Source organism: Dyadobacter sp. CY312 (genome assembly GCF_021390535.1).
In the GTDB taxonomy this organism is placed as follows: domain Bacteria; phylum Bacteroidota; class Bacteroidia; order Cytophagales; family Spirosomataceae; genus Dyadobacter.
This window is the reverse complement of record NZ_JAJUXG010000013.1, coordinates 127,405-147,286: the sequence shown is the minus strand read 5'-3', so window position 1 is coordinate 147,286 and position 19,882 is coordinate 127,405. Positions and strand designations below refer to the sequence as shown.

Here is a 19,882-nt window from a genome sequence, read left to right as displayed (position 1 = left end):
TGAACTGATAAAAATACTTTAAGAATTACTGCTTAATAACTTTTACCGATACTGACTCTTTAATTGTGCCTGCTTTGATAATATACAGACCGCTGTTTTTGCCAAGAGGCAGAACATGTTCCTCATTCTCAACAGGATTGTCTACTAACTTCCTGAACAGAACGCGCCCGTTCAGATCGCTCACCACAATGCGGACAGGACTTGATTCTGAACCGCTGATGACGATATTTGCTTGGTCACCTGCTACCGGATTTCCAAGCACGGTAACACTTAGCCGGCCCGAAGTTGCATCACTCACTGATGCTCCAAGTCGTGCATTTGCTTGTGTAGCGGGTTCCAGACCATAAATCAACTGACCTTTGTAGTAAACCGTTATTTTATCATTCTCCGCAAATGAACCTGCCGATTTGAAGGAATAATCATTGGTTTCATCAAAAGCTGACCAATTCGATTTTCCGATTCTATACTGAATATTGCCTGTGCTGCTCAGCGGATATAGTTTACCAAGAGATGCCGCCGTTTTCAGTTCGAAATAGGTATCGGCATTTGCTCTTTGCTGATTGTTTACAAACTGTCCGGAAATATTTCCGTTGCCTAGTTTGGCGAAGTCAATCCAATGATTGAGGCTGGCCGTACCATCTGCTGTGAACCAGTACCGGATCGAAAGATCAGAGTAGTCGACAGGCACATTTCCTTTGTTCTCAATTTTCAGCCAGGTGCTCAGTGACGTTGGGGCCGCATTGGTGTTTTTATTTTCGGAATAAACCCTCAAATCAGTTACCGATACTATCGTATCGGGTTCAGTGCCCCACCAAAGTTTACCATTTCTGTACAAAGTGATGTGATCGTTTACCGCATAAGAAGAACCATTTTTGAATGAATAATCATCGCTTTCTGCAAGATTTTCCCAGTTGGTATTCGCAAACCGTGACTGTATCACACCCGAGTTTCCTCCTGCATTCAAATTTCCTGCCGAAGTGTTAAACTGATATTCAATGTATCCCAGAGCGCCCTGACGCGGTTTGTCAAGTTCAACGTAGTTCATGGAAACCTTGTTATTTCCCATCTCGGCATAATCAATCCATTTGTTTATTCCTGAATAATTTTCAGCGGTAATCCAATAGCGTGCTGTAAGTTCGCTGTAAGGAATCGCAGCCGGGCTTTCATTAACTATACTCAGGAAAGGTTTGATGTTATTGTTATTTACCTGACCATTGTCGCCGTCTTTGTAAAGTACTTTCAAACCAGATGAAACAACAAGCGTACGGCTAACAGTGGCAGCTGCGCTATATGCTTCATTGCCGTTCTGAGAAGCGGTAATTACAGTAGTTCCTGGTGCTACGACCTGTATTTTTCCATTGGAAATAATGGCAACCGTAGTATCAGAACTTGCATAGCTAACCGGTAAACCAGAAGTTGCTACCGCGCCAGCATCAAAAACGGCGTCTCCAACAATTTTCGGTGTCAGGCTGTCCAAAGAAATCGTTTGTGCGGTTTGTGGGGGAGGAGCGATCGTCAGACAGAAATCATCTAATACAAGCTGTCCTGTCGGACCTGCTTTCGAAGCCCAGATACCGATGGTTGCGGCATTTGCAGGTGCGAATTTAGTGGTTGAATATTTGGTATACACCGTTGCAACAGAGGCTGGCGTAGACGGATGTACCTGGAACTGTATTTTTGCACTCTCTATTTTTACGCCCTGAGCATCATAGAAATCTAGCCCAATTCCGGCCCACCATGGGAGTATCAATTGTGCTGCATTGGCAGGGTTTGGCGTTCCTTCCACTTTGGCCCAAACATCAAAAGTAATTTCCGAACCACCGGTTATTGAGATTGATTTCCCATAATTAATCGCTCCCTGATCGGCTGTAATTACGGCGCTTTTCAATCCACTTGTAGCAGATGTGCCAATTTTTGCTGCCGAGACATTCGGATTTCTGATCCAGTTTACAAAGCCACTTTCAAAACCATTGTTCGTCATGATACCGCATGCTCCCGCACTGACCACAGTGATGGCTGAACCAGAAGAAATACCGCTTGCATCTTGTGCTGTTGCAGCAATGGTGGCTGTACCAATAGCGATGGCGGTCACGATTCCGGTACTGCTTACTGTTGCAACAGATGGATCTGATGAACTCCAAATCACCGTTTTATTGCTTGCAATTGCAGGAGCAACGGTTGCTTTAATCGAAGTCGTATCGCCCACACCAACTGTTGCAGTCGTTTTATTAAGAACTACCGATGTCAGCAACACATTGGAAGAAGTAATCACACTGCTTGCTGTTTTTGCGCCATCCTGCGTGGTCACCGTAATGGTTGCATTGCCTGGTGAAACACCTGTCAACACGCCACTCTGATTAACCGAAACAATACCTGCATCTGAGCTGGACCAGGTGATGGCTTTGTTTGTAGCATTTGCCGGTTGTATACTTGCAACAAGGGTTATTGAATTGTTTACACCAACGGCGCCAGTTGCAGGAAGGGTCACGCCGGTTACTGCAATGTTGGCAGCTGTGACTGTTGAAGAGGCAGTTTTTCCACTTTCGTTGGTCGTAGCAGTAATGACCGCGGAACCCGGAGATTCACCTTTAAGAAGTCCGTTTGCATCAACACTTACAATGGAAGTATTTGACGAGGTCCACGTTACCCTTTGATTGGTCGCGTTTGCTGGTAATACCGTTGCTGCTAGTCTTGTTGTATCACCCACACCCACAAATGCAGTTGCAGGGTTTACAGCAACAGAGCTAAGCGGATTTAGCCCGATTTCTATTGCATTGATTGCAGGATAGTTCAGGTTTGCAATCGGTCTGAAAACCAGTGCGATCTGTCCTTGTGCTGTGGATTTAACTTCAAATTCACGCACAATCCCTTTGTATTTGCCACCTGCTTGTGTTAAAATATCAAAGTTTTTAAGCAACGTATCGGCAACGGTGTTGGCTGTTACGTTAAATTTCCTTTTTCCAGCCGTGATGACGGTTGATAGCTCTGCAAAATGCAAGCGTACCACATACTTGGAGTTGGGAATCAGATTTTCGTAGCGGTAGGTCATCGGCGATCCGGTGTTACGCTGCGTTTTATACGCATCCGCTGGTGCGGGTCTTACCACGCCGCTGAGGTCTATTGCCGTGGTAACAGTCGAGGTCCACATGTTTGGAGATTGCGGGTTGTCGGCTATAAAGTTGCCGATTGTTGGTCCGCCGCAATTGTTCGCGATTACGGTTGTCCCAACTGTCAATACACCTGTTGCCGTTTTGGCTCCGTCCTCCGTGGTAACGGTTATGGTGGTAGTGCCCAGTTTTAATCCTGTCACAAGTCCGCTTGAATTGATCCTTGCCACCGTGGTATCAGACGAAGCCCAGCTCACGTTTTTGTTGAGCGCATTGGCAGGTAAAATTGTAGCCGTCAGATTTTTACTTGTGCTCAATCCAATGCTGATGGCCGAGTCCAGCAATACGCTTGCCACATGAATAACAGGAGTGACTTTTATACTGCTTTGGGCAGTTTTGCCTCCATCTTGTGTCGTTACTGTAATATTTGCAATACCAGTACTCACGCCCGTAACTAATCCGGTTGCGTTTACAGTCGCAATGTTGTTGTCGGACGAGGTCCAGCTTACTGCATTATTAGAAGGATACGCCGGTGTCAGCGTTGCTTTCAGTTGTTTGGTTAAACCTACTATCACAGAATCCGCGGCAGGAGTTACCGCAACAGAAACAACCGGTCCGCCGGAAGGCTCGCCAACGAAAATTCCGTTCCCTGCGATCCCAAGATAAACTCTGCCGTGCAAATCGGCCGTCATGTTACTCACAATACCCGGAACAGGGTTTGCGATGGTGGTCCATGTAGCTCCGTTGTCATCAGAACGGAAAACTCCGTAGGTAACACCGTTGATCGGCGTGCTTTCGGAACTGACATAAAGTACCGGATTGGAGGAAGCTGTTGTATCAGCTTTCCCCACTGCAATCCATTTCACTTTGGTGATACCCGCAGGATTCACTTTTGTAAAAGTATTGCCTGCATCTGTAGAGTGAAAAAGTCCGTCACCGGAGAAAGAAATCCACAAATCACCTTCGATACCTGGTGTGGTTTCAACGTTCATTTGCGCGACATTTCCCACATTAGGCAAGTTGGTAGCAGCGGTAGGCGCAAAACTTACACCGCCATTCGTACTGACGTACATTTTACCAGCTGCATAAATGTAAAAGAGATCTCCGTTCACCTTGTCCGCGGCAAGCGGATTCATGCCTGCCCAGATTTGGTATATGTCTCCGGGTTTTAGCACAGCATTGGGTACTCCGCCGGCTGGTGTCCAGGTTGTTCCCAGATTCGAAGATTGATAGGTGAGGCCTCCCTGCGTTACCCAAACCATTTTTCTGCTTGTGGCTGAAACGGCAATACGTCCGCGTGCTCCGGGTAATGAAGCAAATTTGGTATAGGATGTGCCGCCATCGGTAGAATAACCACCAATGCCCGATCCGTTCCAGCCGTCACTACCTACACGAGCTATAAAATTGGGGTCGGAATACTGAATTGCTCCGCCGGAAGTATTGCAACCTGTATTGGTCGCAAAAAAACTTGATATTCCTTTGGCAGGGGGTGTATCAAGCGTCTTGTGATCAAAACCGCCTACATCACCGGTCGTAGATACCAGAAAATTTGGTCCCGAAGGTGGCGCTACCAGCGGTCCTGCTACTACTATTTCTTCCAGACCGTTGTTACGAAGTTTCCAGGTAACCTGGCTTGCCCATACATTGGTCGTTTGTCCTACATCGAGCATGTCGGTGAACCACACCTGCCCTTCATTGAAAGGATCCCATACAAATCCGTTGACATCATGCCCGATATTTCCGTTTGCTCCATTGCCAGCTGAATGAGGTGCTTCCGTTACGTCACGTGTTGCTGGCACCATTGGCGTCCAGCTTCCGCTGCTTCCGCCGTTTGTGCTTCTGTAAGCCACATCGTGGTTCCAGGTTCCGGAGGTTGCTATAATGATCTCGTTACTATTTACCGGGTTCACACCAACGGTACTATACTGTTTACCGGCGGCCGGAGTAATGTCAATCCAACTGTTTCCATTCCATTTATTCACGGTCGTGCCTTCCTCTTTTACATTCCAGTCCCGAAGGGTTTGCGTTACATAAAATGTACCATCGTTACTGATGCTCGCACGACGTGGTCGGATGGGGCTGCCCGGCATTAATGTAAATGTATTTCCGGCATCGGTGCTGCGATAAACGCCATTGAGACTTCCAAAAAAGATATTTTTTGTGACGCCGTTAAGTGTTCCTCCACTTTTATCAAAAAAGATAAATCTGCCTGCCACGTTGTCGGCTAAGGAAGTATTCACTTTTGTCCAGGATCCCACGGCTCCTGCCGCTGTACTTTTATAAGTGCCGTTCGCGCGTGTTGTCACATACACCACATTGCTGTTGTTGGGATCAACCACCAGGCGGTCTGTGAAAGTCTGGTCGCTGTTTGGCAGCACCGTAATCGGAAGCTGACAGTCAGTCCAGGTAGCACCCCGGTCCACCGACTTCATTACCGTGCCGGTCCCGGTACCACCACCGGGCACAGTTCCTTTTCCAGTCTGGTGTGTGGCATAAAGTATGTTTCCTGTTATGTCATTCGGATCAAAGGCAAGATCTCCGCATCGGGCTGCCACTTCCCAGTTCCAGTATGTGGTCGGTATCTTATCGTACCACATCAGGTCTTCCCATTTTTGAGTGGCGTGGTTCCAACGGTAAGGTGTGCCTACATCGGTCGTGATAAAATAGAGATTGGGCACTTTGGGATGCGCCTTCAAGCTCGTCACATTGCCGCCACCGCCCATCCGCACCGACTTCCAATTGTAAGTCTGTGCATTAGTTACAAAATTCAGGGTTCCTGTGAGTGCAATCAACAGGATCAGGATTCGGATTGATGTTTTCATAAATGTTGTTTTAGTAAGAAATAAACTGTGTTACCTCATTAGAAAAACAACCTCTATGCAAGGTTCTTTTTTTGTAGAAAAAAGTCGGCTATTATAGAAATAAGTTTCAATAATTCGACAACACATCTCCATACAGACAAGTAAAAACGGAAATCCCCATATTATAACTTCATATTTTACAAAAAAATAAAGTTTAATGTATCAGGATGGTTTGACTGCCACCGGATCTGAGGTCATGAAATGAATGGTGAAAGCCTGCACATGCCCCTGCCATAAAAAACAAAAAGTTACAAAGCCCCGAAATCAGCGATTTAGCAAGGCTTTGTAACTTGAATTATCTCCACGATTATGTCATCTGCCGGTATTCCTGCTGTTTCCGAACAGGAACTGATTCGGCATGATCATTTCCCGGATCCTTTGGACGTTGGCTGCCTCGGAGGGACAGGGCCATCGTTCTCATTTTGACTGCCTGATTCACCTGATGGAGGAGGCTGGATTTCGTCATCCGAACCCGAGTCCATTGCAGCATCTGTTGGCAATGGAGGTGGTTGGGACGAGGTGTCCTCATCGGTGAAATCTAAACCTGCTTCCATGTTGGCACTAGCAGGTGGTGCGGGAACCATCCCGGCAAGTGCGTCTGTATTTCCTTCGTCGTGAGGTGGCGGCGGAAGTACTTGCGTTTCGAAGGCAGCTGAATTGCTGGCATCTGTTCCCTGGCTGGACATGCCACCCTGAATGGCTTTAAGCCCTTCAATGGTGTCTGACTCATATGTTATTTTATAATACGACATAAGTAATCCTTTTTGATTTTGAAGTTCAAAAACTAGGACATGTAAACACCTGTGATTGTGTTGGCCGTAATTTCGACATTTACACCCCGGCCGCTTGCAACTGCTGCGGTTAAAATAGAGATCACGTTCGTTACGCCATCGGTAGATGTAGGCTTAATGCTCAGCCAGCCGGTCATGCCGGGTACATCATTGATAATGGCATGGCAATTTTTGGACGACGCATAAGAAGAAACATATCTGACAGTTTTACCATAGTACCACATAATAATAGAATTTAAGAGGTTAGAAAATGATTGAAAAGAGATTTTAAAATTGGATTGGTCAGGACATGTATACGCCACTCACTTCACCATTTGCTTCAAAAAGTACATTCACGTTTCTTTTGTAAGCGACCGCCGTTTTCAGAATGACCAGCATATTCGTTATCCCATCTGTCGACGTTGGTCTGATTCTGCGCCATCCCGGATAACCGTCGATGATTGTATGTGCCCACTTCGTACTGTCGTCCGCACTCACGTAACTCACTTTTTTGCCATAGACCCAGCCGGCATTTCCCAGTGCCTTAAAGGTCATGATCGCTCCCGGAGCAGAGATTTCCGTAATTTTCAAATCCGAATTGGTATTGTCCCACCACTTGCTATTGGGACTGCTGGTGTCGTTGAACTGCGTATTACCGGGTGAGCCAAACAAATCATTCGCATCCCCGCCGTTCACAAGGCGTTCCATATCAAACAGATTATCGGCCTGTTCCAACGAACATTCATAATGCTGGGCGGCGGTCATTTGCTGATGACTGTTGTTCCCGTTTTCATCCACATGCCATATTGCAAGTCCGGCATCCGGCAGGGAACTGTCCCGGCCTGTCCTTTGTCGGTTTTCGACAATGAAGTATTCCGTGGCATTTTTTGAATGAATATAGAACTCATTATTTGTAGCATTCAGACTTGCCGTGATACCCGGAGTAATTGTCGTCAGACTCGTACTCCAGCCTGCTTCGTTTTTCAGATAGGCACCTACCTGCACCGGATTGAGATCGCTGCCTCCATAACACATGAGGCAAAAATGTCCGATCCCATAGGAAGAATTAGCGCCACTGTCGTAGTCGTACAGATCGGGAAAGTTGCAGATCATGTGACCATTCTCATGGCAAAAAGTGCGGAGGGCGAGCGTGCTGCCCATGTTTGTGATCTGATAATCCGAAAACTTTTTACCTCCTCCTGCATCAAATGTACTTGCCAGAGACCATTGGTGTGGCCAGAGTCCCTCACTCCAGTTGTTCACCCTTGCGCCTGCATAAAATACATTCAGTGCATAAATGTAGCCGCTGCCATCGGATGTTAACTGGGCAAAATTGAAACCCTGCGCTTTTAAATGGTTTAATGCTTCAACGATGAGCTGGCGTGCCCTTGTACCAAAGCCGATGGCAGGATCGGTGTAATAGGAACGGTTGTGTGTTGCCGTGTAATACTGCGTTACAACATTGGTATAAGTGAGCCTGCCTCTTGAATTGTCGAAAAAATAATCCTTCACTGAACCATTGTTTCCATAGCCGGAGTAACCCGTTTTATTGCAAAAATCGGTAACTTCCTGTCTGCTGATGGTTTGCGGTACATCCGGAAATTCGATCAGTATGCAAAGGCCGACATAGTTTCCAACCGTTGGCGCGAGCATTGGACCAGCGCTCAGTCCGGCGTTCAGGCTTCTCATTTGCTGCGCTTTCTTTTCCTCTCGCCGTTTTTTCCAGCGCGGTTCCGGTCCCTGCAATAAATTGGAAGTGCTTGCTACACCACGCGCCACACTGGCAGAAGCGCGAACATGTTTTTCAAGATTGAGTGAGGCCGGGTCCACCTTGCCGACAATGGCATTGCTGACCGGTGACAGGTCTTTGTCGTTCGTAATCTCCGCGTAAGTGTAAAAACCAGATTGTGGATCCTTGACAACCGTGTATCCATCATCCGTTTCGAAGTGGGCAAAAAACTGATTGCCGCTGCCTATTACCTCCACCGTGCTTCCATCGGGATTGGTAAATGTAAATCGCTCGTTTAAAAAGGGTGCTGCCATTTGATCTTGGTTTAAGGTTAGAAAATAGTTTGAGAAGATTTATTTATCGTTGAGGCGTAAGGAATCAGAATGCTGCCAAACGCACAGAGATTGGAAAAGCGAGATAGTACAGGGCACAGTGAACCGGGCAGAAAATTCCTGCGGCAGATACATTTTATGTATAGTGGGGTTGCAGCTCCGACGATTTTAAGATCTGTCAGAAATGAGATAGCCTTAGCCTTATTCCACGCTTGGAACGGTGAAAATCAGCTCTTTAAAATGATGGGGTTATTTATTGCAGGAAACCGGGTTGTAACTCTGGTTTAAAACGCTGGGACGTTTTACCAGGTTGATTTATAATTACTTATAAATCATTTAACTTGTTCGAAAGGTAAGACGCTTTAATCTTGACTCCAAATTTTATTATTGATATTGAGTAAGCGGTAAGGTGGGCTTGACTGAAGAATCCAGGCCCGTTGAGTTTCATTATGCAGATAGACAATTAATCTTCAAGTACCTTCTTTTTATGATTCAGCCCCCAATCTTTGAGTGAATAAATAATCGGTGTCAGTGTATCGGCATAAGGCTCCAATACATAACTGATCTTCACGGGATACTCGTTGAGGATGTTACGCTTTATAAGTTTATGCTGCTCAAGGTCTTTCAGCTCCTTGGCCAAAACTTTGGGAGTGATGCCGGGAATGCTATCCTGTATATCGGTAAACCGGTCATTGCCAACGCCCACGGAGATGATGATAGACAACTTCCATTTGCCACTGATTACGTCAAGCGCATCACGGACAGGCTTCACCGTGTTAAGGCAATCGCAGTACATTTTCTTTTGTGCCATGAGCTTCGCCGTTAATTGATTTACTTTCCTTTGGTATAGTACTATACAAAGTAAAGCAAAATGTTGTAAATTTGCAAAACGGATTTTCCCGCGGTCGTTGTGGCGGAAAATTTCGACAAAATAAAAAGCAATACATGAAACATATAGATTATTCGATTTTAGAGCTTGCGCTTGTTCCGCAAGGCAGTACGATCAAACAGACACTGAATAATTCACTCGCTCTGGCAAAAGAAGCGGAGAAATTAAATTATAAACGATATTGGTTTGCAGAGCATCACAATTCCGGACACATAGCCAGTAGTGCAACCAGTATTCTGATCGGTTATGTTGCGGAAAATACTGAGACGATCAGAGTGGGTTCAGGTGGTATCATGCTTCCAAATCATTCTCCCTTAATTGTCGCCGAACAGTTTGGGACGTTGGCTCATTTGTATCCCAACCGCATAGACTTAGGACTAGGAAGGGCTCCCGGCACAGACCAATTGACGGCTCAGGCTATCCGTTCCGATTTCAGGCAGGCAGCGCAATTATTTCCGCAGGAAGTTGCCAAGATTCAGGAATACTTTTCGGTTGAAAACAAAAGTTCAAAAGTGAGAGCCGGTGTTGCCGAAGGCACCGATGTCCCGATATATATCCTGGGATCCAGTACAGACAGCGCATATTTGTCTGCTGCAAAAGGTTTGCCCTATGCATTTGCCAGTCACTTTGCGTCGACACATTTAAATAGTGCCTTAAAGATTTATCGGGAACAGTTTCGGCCTTCGGAGTTTCTGCAAAAACCTTACACAATGGCCGGTGTCAACGTATTTGTTGCTGACACTGATGAACAGGCTCAGCAACTTTTCACTACGTTGATCAGGATGTTTATAGGTGTGCTTACCGGAAATTCGGAAGGTTTACATCCGCCAACAGAACTGACCTATGATTTGAGAGATGCATTGACACATCCTACTTTACAGCAAATGCTCAAATATTCCTTTGTGGGAAGCAAGGCAACGGTTAAAACAGAAATTCAGGCATTCCTTGAAGAAACGGAGGTGGATGAGCTCATCATGGTTTCAACAGCCTACGCCACCGAAGACAGGATCAAATCGGCAAAGTTATTTGCCGAAGTGATGGAGGAAATAAATGAACACCAATAAATAACTTGATGGTAGCAGCTAACCTTTGATTGAATTACCCAAAGTGTTGTATTTATCCTGACAAACGGTCATAGCAAATGGCCGTTTGTTTTTTGTTTCATCACATGTAAAGGATTGGTATTGTTCTTTAACTGAAACCGAATTTTGATGCATTTCTGATGGCATTTGCCTGTGAAATGCCAATCTTTGTCGGCCACCATCACTCAATACAATGAAATACAAGCTCATCGTTTTTTGCTTTTTTACCTGCATTTGTACTGTCTACGGACAATTTAGTGACTCTCTCAATCATCGTGTCAGACTGTCGACCTCCGGGACATTTAATAAAACTGCCGATGGCACAACCTATCTTCTGAACAACAGTGCCAATTACAGCGTGAAAAAGAAACGTTTTGTGATGAATTCCAACGCTGCCTGGCTTAACGGAGGTACTTTGGACACGAGGACCAATAACGATTTCAACAGCTCAGTAGACTTTAATGTATACAACCAAAAGATTCCGGATTTCTATTACTGGGGACTTGTCAACTTTACTTCCAGTTTCTCTCTGAAAATCAGTGAGCAGGTTCAGTCCGGAGCAGGACTTGCATACCGGGTTTTTAACAAAGAAGGATTCATGTTCAGTGTCAGCGACGGATTGCTGTTTGAACACAGCAACATCACCCAGCCAGACAGTGTGAAAGTGAGATACCAGACAGTGCGAAACTCACTGAGACTGCAACTCAATTGGAAACATAAGGAACTGGTAACGGTGACCGGTGCTGGTTTCTGGCAGCCATCGCTCATAGATCGAAAAGACCACATTGTAACCAGCAATCTGAACATCGGTTTTAAAATTTGGAAATGGGTAACGCTCAACACCGCCCTGAACTACAACCTGATCAGCCGGACTAAGAAGGAGAACTTTATCCTTACTTACGGTATCGCTTTTGAGCGGTTTTTTTAGACAGATTTTATCCGTTTGTTCGTATTGCCAAAAGCTGTATTTTTTGGAAATGCGCCATGATCTCGACATATTAGGCAGACAAAGTCGGAACCATGGATATTACACAATACTTCAAACACATCACACCCATTTCAGAAGTTGCGGAAGCGGGTATCATATCAGGTTTTCAGCGGTTGGAATATCCCAGAAAAAAACATCTTTGCGAGCAGGGACAGTTTGTCAACCATCTGTATTTTATTGAAAGTGGATTGGTGAGGATGTATTACATTAACAAGCAAGGAAAGGATGTAACCTATGGATTTTATACAGAAGGACAATTTGTGACAGTCCCGGAAAGTTTTTTTGGACGAACAGCAAGCCGTTATTATCTGGAATTGCTGGAAGACTGCACTTTACATTCCGTAAGCCACAGCGGATTGATGAACCTGATGGAGAATTTTCTGGAAATAAGGCTTATTGAAAACCATGTTCTGCGAGAATTTCTTCTCAAAACCTCCGACCGTATCGTTGCCCTTCAATTTCTAAGTGCCGAAGAGCGCTACCAAAAACTGAACGAATCGCAGCCAAGCATTTTACAGCGCGCACCTCTCGGCAACATCGCCTCCTACCTCGGAATAACACAAGAAACGCTAAGCCGCATCCGGGCTAAGCGGACGGTGTGATATGTTGTTGATGAGGGACACAGAGTTGCACAGAGAAAAGGAGAGAGTCACAAAGATTTTAGTATCGGTATATCTTTAACCTTATTACCATAAATCTCAGCATAATCATAGGGCAAACGCATTTAGGCTTTTGTCAACTGAAATATAGCAATTGCGGCGGATGTTCTGTCCGTTGGGCAATTACCCACCCCGCCCTTTGGGCACCGCGCGGCGGACCGCCCCTCCAAGGAGGGGAATGGAGTGCAAATCCCCTCCTTGGAGGGGTGCCCGATAGGGCGGGGTGGGTAAATTAAAAAGAATAGAGCTATCCAACAAAATCTTTAAATGCGTTTACCCTTACACAATCAAAATTCCCCTCGCGTCCATTGCGCAAAACCTTAGCGCCTATTGCGGTTAAACTTTCATTTCCACAAAATCCACCTTGCCCACACAGCACTCTTCACCACCCTCAAAGCGTTTTTTGATTTAGATCAAAAGAAACAACCCTGAACATGAGGAATTTTGCATCATCATAAAATGCAAATCGAACCTTATGAACAGGATATTGAAATGGGGACTTGGGCTGGCTACTTTTTTTAGCCCAACCTTGCAAGCACAGCAGGCACCCAATCTGGAAGAACTCGTATCAGCAGCACTTCAAAAAGATCACAGCCTTGCTATAAAGCAACTGGATATTGGCCTCACACATGTAGATCAGCAAAAACTCAGAGAGGTTTATTTACCTCATCTGGATTTGTCGGGCAAATATGCCTTTATGGCTGCAGGGATCAACGCCAAAGCGCCTGCCAACTCCGTTCCTGAACTTGGAATAGCGTTACCGGCTCTGGATGATGCTTTTACGAACCGTGCGAATCTGGTAACCGGCGGTCTGAAAGCCGATGTGGTTTTGTACACAGGTGGAAAAGTTCCGGCACTCAAAAAAGCCTTGATCGAAAAGGAAAAAGGGCAGACTGCGATGCTGGAAAAAGACAGACAGCAGATTATAGCTGATGTCAGTACCGCTTACGACCAGCTTGCTCTGCTCAAACAGGTGAAACTGGTTTTGGACGAAAGTAAAAACAGGTTACGCCTCAATGCTGAAACCGCTGAAAAAGCTTTTGGATATGGTTTGATTACGAAATTTGAATACCAAAAAATAGAAGTAGCGCAGGCTCAGCTCGATGCCAAAATACAGCAGTATGAAGGAAAACGTACGCTGCTCATTCATTTGCTGCATACATATACGGGTTTAGAGACCGATCGTATCGCACTCATTAATAATGAACTTACACCACTCAACGAGTCGGCAGACGATCGCTCGATCATGGGCAGACCAGAGATTGCGGCGCTCAACGCGAGTATCAACGCGCACCGTTATCAGATAGACGCCGCAAAGAGCTGGTGGAAACCAAAAGTACAGGCTTCAACATCATTGGGTTATCTGAATATGTTCGGGATTCAGTTGAAAGCAAAAGAGCCTTTCCCAACCGGGAATACCATGACTTTGAAAACAAATAAACTGGAATTGATGCCCAATTTTAACATTGGGGTTGGCTTTAAATGGGATTTGTTTGATGGAAATAAGGGTAAAAGGGAAGTGCAGCAAAGCAAAATTGAGCTGCAAAAAGTAGAACATGAACGTGAAGAAGCCATGGAAAAACTGGAACTCAATCTGATCAAACAAGAAACAGAAATGAGTTCTGCCAGGGCGGAAATATATGTCAGGGAAAAACAGAGGCAGACTTCCCTGAACGCCTTGACACAGGCAGCGAAAGAATTCAAAACCGGGCTTATCAAAACCACGGATCTGGTGGGAGCGGAGACAGACTACCAAACCGCAGCATTGGAATACTTGCAATCAGTTTTTAACCAGCGCCGTGTAGCGGTGGAGTTGTTAAAAGCGACCGGCAGCCTGAATGTCGCCTCCATTCAATAAAATACCAAACTGAAAAATCGAAATATCATGAATACGAAATCAATCTTCGCCTATATCACTATCGCAGGCTTTTCGCTGATCGGTATAAGTTGCTCGCAACAGCCGGAGCGCCCGTTGGAAGGAAAAGTAAAAAGAGAAACACTGGCTTTTTCACCCAAAGTGACCGGCCGTATTTTGAAAGTATATGTACAGGAAGGCGACCTCGTTAAACGTGGAGACACACTCGCTATGCTGGATGTCCCGGAGGTGAATGCCAAACTGGCTCAGGCCAAAGGAGCTGTAAAAGCAACCGGAGCACAAAGATCGCTAAGCCGTAACGGCGCAACCGAAAACCAGCTTAAACAGCTTCGCGCCAAACAATCGGGTATGCAGCAGCAATTTGCCTTTGCCGAAAAATCATTTGCCAGAGCCCAGGCCATGTTTGCCGACAGCATGATTACGCCACAGGCACACGATGAAATGATTGCCAAATACCAGGGAGCCAAAGCACAGCTGGAAGCTGTAAATGCGGAATTAAATGAAGCGCAAAAAGGAGTGCGGGTAGAAACCCAAAATGCAACCCAGGGACAGGCAGACCAGGCGCTGGGCGTATTGCAGGAGGTGGAAGTGGCGTATTCGGAACGTTACATCATTGCTACAAATGACATGCAATTGGAAACGGTAAGTCTGCGTGAAGGAGAACTTGCAACAGCTGGCTACCCGCTTTTTAGCGGCTATTTGCCGGGAACCACTTACTTCCGTTTTACCATTCCGGAAAGCCGTATTGCCGCTTATAAAAAGGGGGATGAAATCGCAATAAAGATTCCTTATTCCAAAACGGAAACGAAGGGTAGAATACAGAATATCAAACAGTTGAATCGGTATGCAGACGTAACCACTGCTTATCCCGACTACCAGATTGAGGATGCAGTATATGAATTAAAAATAACTCCGGCAGATGTGAAACAGGCCGAAAACCTGTTGGCCAATGCTACCGTGGTACTTTAAGTTTCTCCTAAAAAGTAATTAAAATGAAGAATTTCATCCCAATGGTGAAAAGAGAGTTTAAACTCTTTTTCGGCAATAGCACGTTACTTTCTGTAATGATATTTGCACCCATTATTTACGCGGTACTGATCGGTTTTGTATACAAAGAAGGAAAGGTTGTGAACCTTCCGGTGATTGTGGTCGACGAAGACAACAGTCCGCTGAGCAACCACCTGATGGACATGATCGAAGACAACGAACGCCTTCATATCGTGAAAGTGAAGCCTGAGAATACGGGCACGCAACAGGATCTGATCAATGAAAATGCGGTGCTTGCGATTACCATTCCGGAGCGTTTCGAAGCAGATATTTTGCAAAAAAGATATCCGGAAGTGAATACGTTCATCAATACCTCGAACCTGCTTACGGCCAATATGGCTTCTCAGGGTGTGCAGACCGTAATGGGCACTTTTAATGCAGGAATTGAAATACAGGGATTGATGAAAAAAGGAGTTTCTGCTTCACAGGCAGGTACGCAATATGAAACTTTTAAGGCAAATTACATACGGCTTTTTAACCCGACCGGAAACTACTTCACCTTCATGTGGCCGGCTGTGCTTGCGGTTGTTTTGCAGCAGGTTTTGTTGCTGGCTTTCGCTGTCAGTTTTGCGGCTGAGGTTCAAAACAAAACTTTCGGGTCAGAATTGATGGGATATACACGCAATGCCGGTCTTGCAGTTTTTGTAAAATCGTTACCGATATGGTTGCTTACAATTGGTATTCTGGGTTTTTATTACATCATGCATGGTGTGTTCAGGGCACCGATTCCGTTGTCGATTGAGCCATTTTTGGTTACCACCTCGCTGTTTGTATTGGCCATTACTTTTATGGGAATACTGTTCAGTGTCATCATTCCCGATGCACTCAAAGCGACGCAAATTCTAATGATGTTCTCAACCCCGGCGTTCCTGATCGGTGGTTTCAGCTGGCCGTTGGCATCCATGCCGGAAGGCGTTCAGTTTATTGCCAATCTGATCCCGTTGACTCCGTTTTTGAATGCACATAAAATACTGTTGATTGAGCACGGCACATTGCAAAATGTATTGCCGTACATTAAACATCTTGGAATACAGATCGCTGTTTACGGAGTTCTCGCATTGGCAGCTTTACAATTTAGAATGTGGCGTACAGGTTTGTTGGAAAAGAGGATAGAGGCATAAGAAATAAATCAAGAACAAAAGAATGAGAGACCAGTCGGAAATCTGTAATGGATTAGTGGCTGGTCTTTTTTTAATTAAGACATACGTAAAGTAAAAAATATGGTTCGTTATGATTTGCAGTGGGTGAGATAAAAATCGGATTTATCGCATTTCGATAGATTTTACTTTTTTGTCTTGACACAAAAAAGTAACAAAAAAAGTCAAGGCTGAATGCAAATCTTAACGGGAAACGACTCCCTCATCACCTGAACAAAAAAAACTCCTCCTACCGTCGTCAAACAGTTTTTTGTTTTTAACGGGCTGAGCAAGTCGTTTCCCTAATTTGCATAAGGCCGATCCCAATCCCAAAGTCACTATTTTCGGTTGGCGAAAAAGTATTCTATCCATTATGATCCATCTAGAACCGTAAAAATATAGCTATAACGTTATCCGGAGCAGGGCAGGCTGCGAATTATTTCTCAAATTGCCGGTCAGAATATCTTTTAGAACGATAAAAATGAACATCGCGTTTTTGAGAAAATATACACTGAAGCCCCAACTTGTACTTTTCGTTTTCCTGATTTTAAGTAGCTTGAACGCCCAGGCACAGGTGTTACGCAAACGAACCACCATGCTCATGGGAAGCAAGTTTGACATCACCGTTGTCGCCAATGATTCTGCTGAGGCGGTACAGTCTATTGATTTGGTCGTGGCTGAAATAAGTCGCATTGAAAACCTGATCTCGGAATGGATTCCTGGGACGCAGGTTTCGGAGATAAACAGAAATGCAGGAATCCAGCCTGTAAAAGTGAATAAAGAGGTTTTTGAATTGACACAAAGAGCGATTAAACTTTCGGAGATGACAGGCGGCGCTTTTGATATCAGTTTTGCAGCGATGGATAAAATCTGGAAGTTTGATGGTTCCATGACCGAAATGCCAACGCCGGAAGCGGTCAAAAAATCGGTTGAGAAAGTAGGTTACCAAAACATCGTTCTGGACAGTACCAATTCTACTGTTTTTCTTCGCCTGGAAGGAATGAAGATCGGTTTTGGGTCAATAGGAAAAGGATATGCTGCCGACAAGGGCCGGAGTCTGATGTTGGAACGAGGCATCAAAGCGGGCATTGTGAATGCGTCGGGCGACATGACCACCTGGGGAACACAGCCAGATGGCAGCGACTGGAACATTGGCATTACGAATCCAGGAAAACCAAACCAACTTTTAGGAACCATTCAATTGCAGCATGGTGCGCTGACAACTTCGGGGAGTTACGAGAATTATGTCACTTTTAATGGCAAGAGGTATTCCCACATCATCAATCCCGCCACAGGTTATCCCGCAACGGGACTGAGCAGCGTAACGGTATTCGGACCAAGTGCAGAAATGGCAAACGGGTTCAGTACCTCGCTCATGGTTTTGGGTAAGGAGGCAGGTTTGGAGTTAATCAGAAAACATCCTGACTACAATTGTATTCTGGTTACTGACAAGGGGAAAGTGTTTTATTCTGATAAAAGGAAGCTGGACTTGAGGTGAAGAACACCCGTTATTCTTAGTTTGCAAAAACTGCGGAATAGGAGTCATTTACCGTCTGTGACGGTCTTTACAAGTTTTCGTCCATAAAAATGTAAAGATTCATGGAGGTCGACTGACTGTATCTTACCGTCGCACAAGGTCATGTATTTCAAGTTCAGAGCCGATGCGGCGCGGTTGGAATGTTCCGCACAACAGGTCAGGATTGTATCCTTGCCGTTGGTTGCCTGATCATTATACAAAGTGATCATAAATGAAGTAAAATATCTGGACATTTACCTTAATGGGTAAGCGATCAGGACTTTGCTTGTATGACAAAAACATTCCATAATAATGCCGTTTTCTTTCTGGGTCTTTCCTCGGCGATGGGCATTTTTCACTGCATTTTATCGATCATAGCTGGCGCTGACCTGGTAACACAGAACTCGTTTTCGCATTATTTTTTACTGGCCAATGTCGTATCGTCTTTTGCAACAGTCTTCGTATTACGGTCTTACCATGATCAGCATTTTCGTGTAGCTTTTGTAACGGGTTGTATCGCATTTTTTACCGCCTTGCTGCGCGCAGTATTAGTCTATTGCATAATATTTCCGCTTACAAGGGTGTTTCAACCCTACTATCCTCTGGTTTTAGTATTTGATCTTGCTACCACACTTGCAGCTGCCGGCACCCTGGTGTTTTCTCGCTCAGGGAAAAACGGGTGGTTGAAGGCTGCCGGTGCGTTAGGCTTCCTGTTATCGTGCGCTTCCCTGGCCCTGTTAATCTGGTCAGCGCAGATGCACGAGGGGCGGAGTACACCAGCGCTTGAAAAGTGGCAACTATGTTTATCCTTTTTTGCGAGTTTACAGCCGTTGCTTTTAATCGGTTACTTTCGTCAGCTTCATGCGGTTGAGTCGAAATCATCAGAATCACGGCAGCCAAACCTATTCGTCATAGTCGGACTACTGGCTTTGTCCATATTCCTGTTTTTGGGTGTACACCTGATGGGCGAAGGAATAAGAGCCACTCGCCCGCAACCACAGGCTCTCATTCAGGCTCAATCTTTTAAAGCGCTGACTTTCAAAGGTCAACATGGTGATACGCTTTCATACCGGCTACTAACGCCGGAGGGTTATGATTCTACACAACAGTACCCGCTGCTGCTGAGTCTGCATGGAGGAGCGGGTTATGGGACAGACAATATCAAGCAACTGGCTAGTTGGGAAATCGAAAAGCTGACTGAGCCGCATAATCGAAAAAAATATCCGGTCTTCATTGTTGCTCCACAGATCATGCATGGAGCCGGCTGGGGTGGGATTCCACGCGTAGTAACCCGTGATACGATCGTTTTTGACCTACTAAATGCCCTCAAAACAGAATACAACATTGATCCTGACCGGGTTTATGTAGCTGGCCATTCGCTCGGTGGATACGGAACCTGGCACTTTATTGGGACTCGTCCCGGTGAGTTTGCCGCTGCTATTCCATTGAGTGGAGCTGGCGATCCTGCTATGGCAAAAAATATGGTGGATGTGCCAATTTGGGCATTTCATGGAGAAACAGATCGCAATGTACCTGTTGAAGGTTCGAGAAACGTCATTAACGCGATCCGACAGGCGGGTGGAAAGCCACAATACACTGAGTTTCCGGAAGTTGGACATTATCTTAATCCAAGCCTGAATGCTACGCCTGGAATATTAGATTGGCTGTTTGCTCAGAGACGAGTGCGTGAACCACAACGAGATGGTATGAAATGAGCCAAAGATTATTAAAGCTAAATCCCCCGTTATTCGTAGTTCGCAAAAACTGCGAATAGAGGTCATTCACCGTCTGTGACGGTACGTATTTCAAGTTCGGGGAGTGAACACTCCGCACAACCGGGGAAAGAATATATAGAATTTTATAACGGTCAACGCAAACACACCGGTACTG

General features: G+C 45.4%; 14 protein-coding genes. 8 read left to right on the top strand and 6 right to left on the bottom strand.

What is annotated here, in order from left to right; all coding sequences use genetic code 11:
- Positions 1-25: 25 nt before the first annotated feature.
- The 5 genes from LZG71_RS19000 to LZG71_RS18980 form a co-directional block, all read right to left on the bottom strand.
- The gene (locus tag LZG71_RS19000; RefSeq protein WP_233823020.1) at positions 26-5,929 is read right to left on the bottom strand and encodes an Ig-like domain-containing protein; all 5,904 of its coding nucleotides are present in this window, start codon (positions 5,927-5,929) and stop codon (positions 26-28) included.
- Between the two features lie 401 nt (positions 5,930-6,330).
- Positions 6,331-6,720, bottom strand: a complete 390-nt coding sequence (locus LZG71_RS18995; protein ID WP_233823018.1) for a hypothetical protein — start codon at positions 6,718-6,720, stop codon at positions 6,331-6,333.
- Between the two features lie 32 nt (positions 6,721-6,752).
- Positions 6,753-6,983, bottom strand: coding sequence for a hypothetical protein (locus tag LZG71_RS18990; protein ID WP_233823016.1), 231 nt, complete (start codon positions 6,981-6,983; stop codon positions 6,753-6,755).
- 58 nt (positions 6,984-7,041) lie between these two features.
- Positions 7,042-8,781 (bottom strand): M6 family metalloprotease domain-containing protein, encoded by a 1,740-nt coding sequence (locus tag LZG71_RS18985; RefSeq protein WP_233823014.1) that lies wholly within the window; start codon positions 8,779-8,781, stop codon positions 7,042-7,044.
- Positions 8,782-9,262: 481 nt separating this feature from the next.
- Positions 9,263-9,610 carry a helix-turn-helix domain-containing protein gene (locus LZG71_RS18980; protein WP_233823012.1) on the bottom strand — a complete coding sequence of 116 codons (348 nt, stop codon included), beginning with the start codon at positions 9,608-9,610 and terminating at the stop codon, positions 9,263-9,265.
- A 134-nt stretch (positions 9,611-9,744) separates the two neighbouring features.
- On the opposite strand from LZG71_RS18980, the gene LZG71_RS18975 reads away from it, so the two are divergent.
- From LZG71_RS18975 to LZG71_RS18945, 7 genes are all read left to right on the top strand, one after another.
- The gene (locus tag LZG71_RS18975; RefSeq protein ID WP_233823010.1) at positions 9,745-10,752 is read left to right on the top strand and encodes an LLM class flavin-dependent oxidoreductase; all 1,008 of its coding nucleotides are present in this window, start codon (positions 9,745-9,747) and stop codon (positions 10,750-10,752) included.
- Between the two features lie 211 nt (positions 10,753-10,963).
- Positions 10,964-11,698: a DUF481 domain-containing protein gene (locus tag LZG71_RS18970; RefSeq protein ID WP_233823008.1), complete on the top strand. Its 735-nt coding sequence runs from the start codon at positions 10,964-10,966 to the stop codon at positions 11,696-11,698.
- 92 nt (positions 11,699-11,790) lie between these two features.
- Positions 11,791-12,360 (top strand): Crp/Fnr family transcriptional regulator, encoded by a 570-nt coding sequence (locus LZG71_RS18965; protein ID WP_233823006.1) that lies wholly within the window; start codon positions 11,791-11,793, stop codon positions 12,358-12,360.
- A gap of 532 nt (positions 12,361-12,892) precedes the next feature.
- Positions 12,893-14,275 carry a TolC family protein gene (locus tag LZG71_RS18960; protein WP_233823004.1) on the top strand — a complete coding sequence of 461 codons (1,383 nt, stop codon included), beginning with the start codon at positions 12,893-12,895 and terminating at the stop codon, positions 14,273-14,275.
- A gap of 27 nt (positions 14,276-14,302) precedes the next feature.
- On the top strand, positions 14,303-15,262 hold the full coding sequence (locus LZG71_RS18955; protein WP_233823002.1) for an HlyD family secretion protein: 960 nt from the start codon (positions 14,303-14,305) through the stop codon (positions 15,260-15,262).
- Between the two features lie 23 nt (positions 15,263-15,285).
- Positions 15,286-16,461 carry an ABC transporter permease gene (locus tag LZG71_RS18950; protein WP_233823000.1) on the top strand — a complete coding sequence of 392 codons (1,176 nt, stop codon included), beginning with the start codon at positions 15,286-15,288 and terminating at the stop codon, positions 16,459-16,461.
- A 496-nt stretch (positions 16,462-16,957) separates the two neighbouring features.
- Positions 16,958-17,974 carry an FAD:protein FMN transferase gene (locus LZG71_RS18945; protein ID WP_233822998.1) on the top strand — a complete coding sequence of 339 codons (1,017 nt, stop codon included), beginning with the start codon at positions 16,958-16,960 and terminating at the stop codon, positions 17,972-17,974.
- A gap of 44 nt (positions 17,975-18,018) precedes the next feature.
- Here LZG71_RS18945 and LZG71_RS18940 read toward each other — a convergent pair whose 3' ends face one another.
- The gene (locus LZG71_RS18940; protein WP_233822996.1) at positions 18,019-18,246 is read right to left on the bottom strand and encodes a hypothetical protein; all 228 of its coding nucleotides are present in this window, start codon (positions 18,244-18,246) and stop codon (positions 18,019-18,021) included.
- 36 nt (positions 18,247-18,282) lie between these two features.
- Here LZG71_RS18940 and LZG71_RS18935 point away from each other — a divergent pair, with 36 nt between their 5' ends.
- Positions 18,283-19,707, top strand: a complete 1,425-nt coding sequence (locus LZG71_RS18935; RefSeq protein ID WP_233822994.1) for a prolyl oligopeptidase family serine peptidase — start codon at positions 18,283-18,285, stop codon at positions 19,705-19,707.
- Positions 19,708-19,882: the final 175 nt, after the last annotated feature.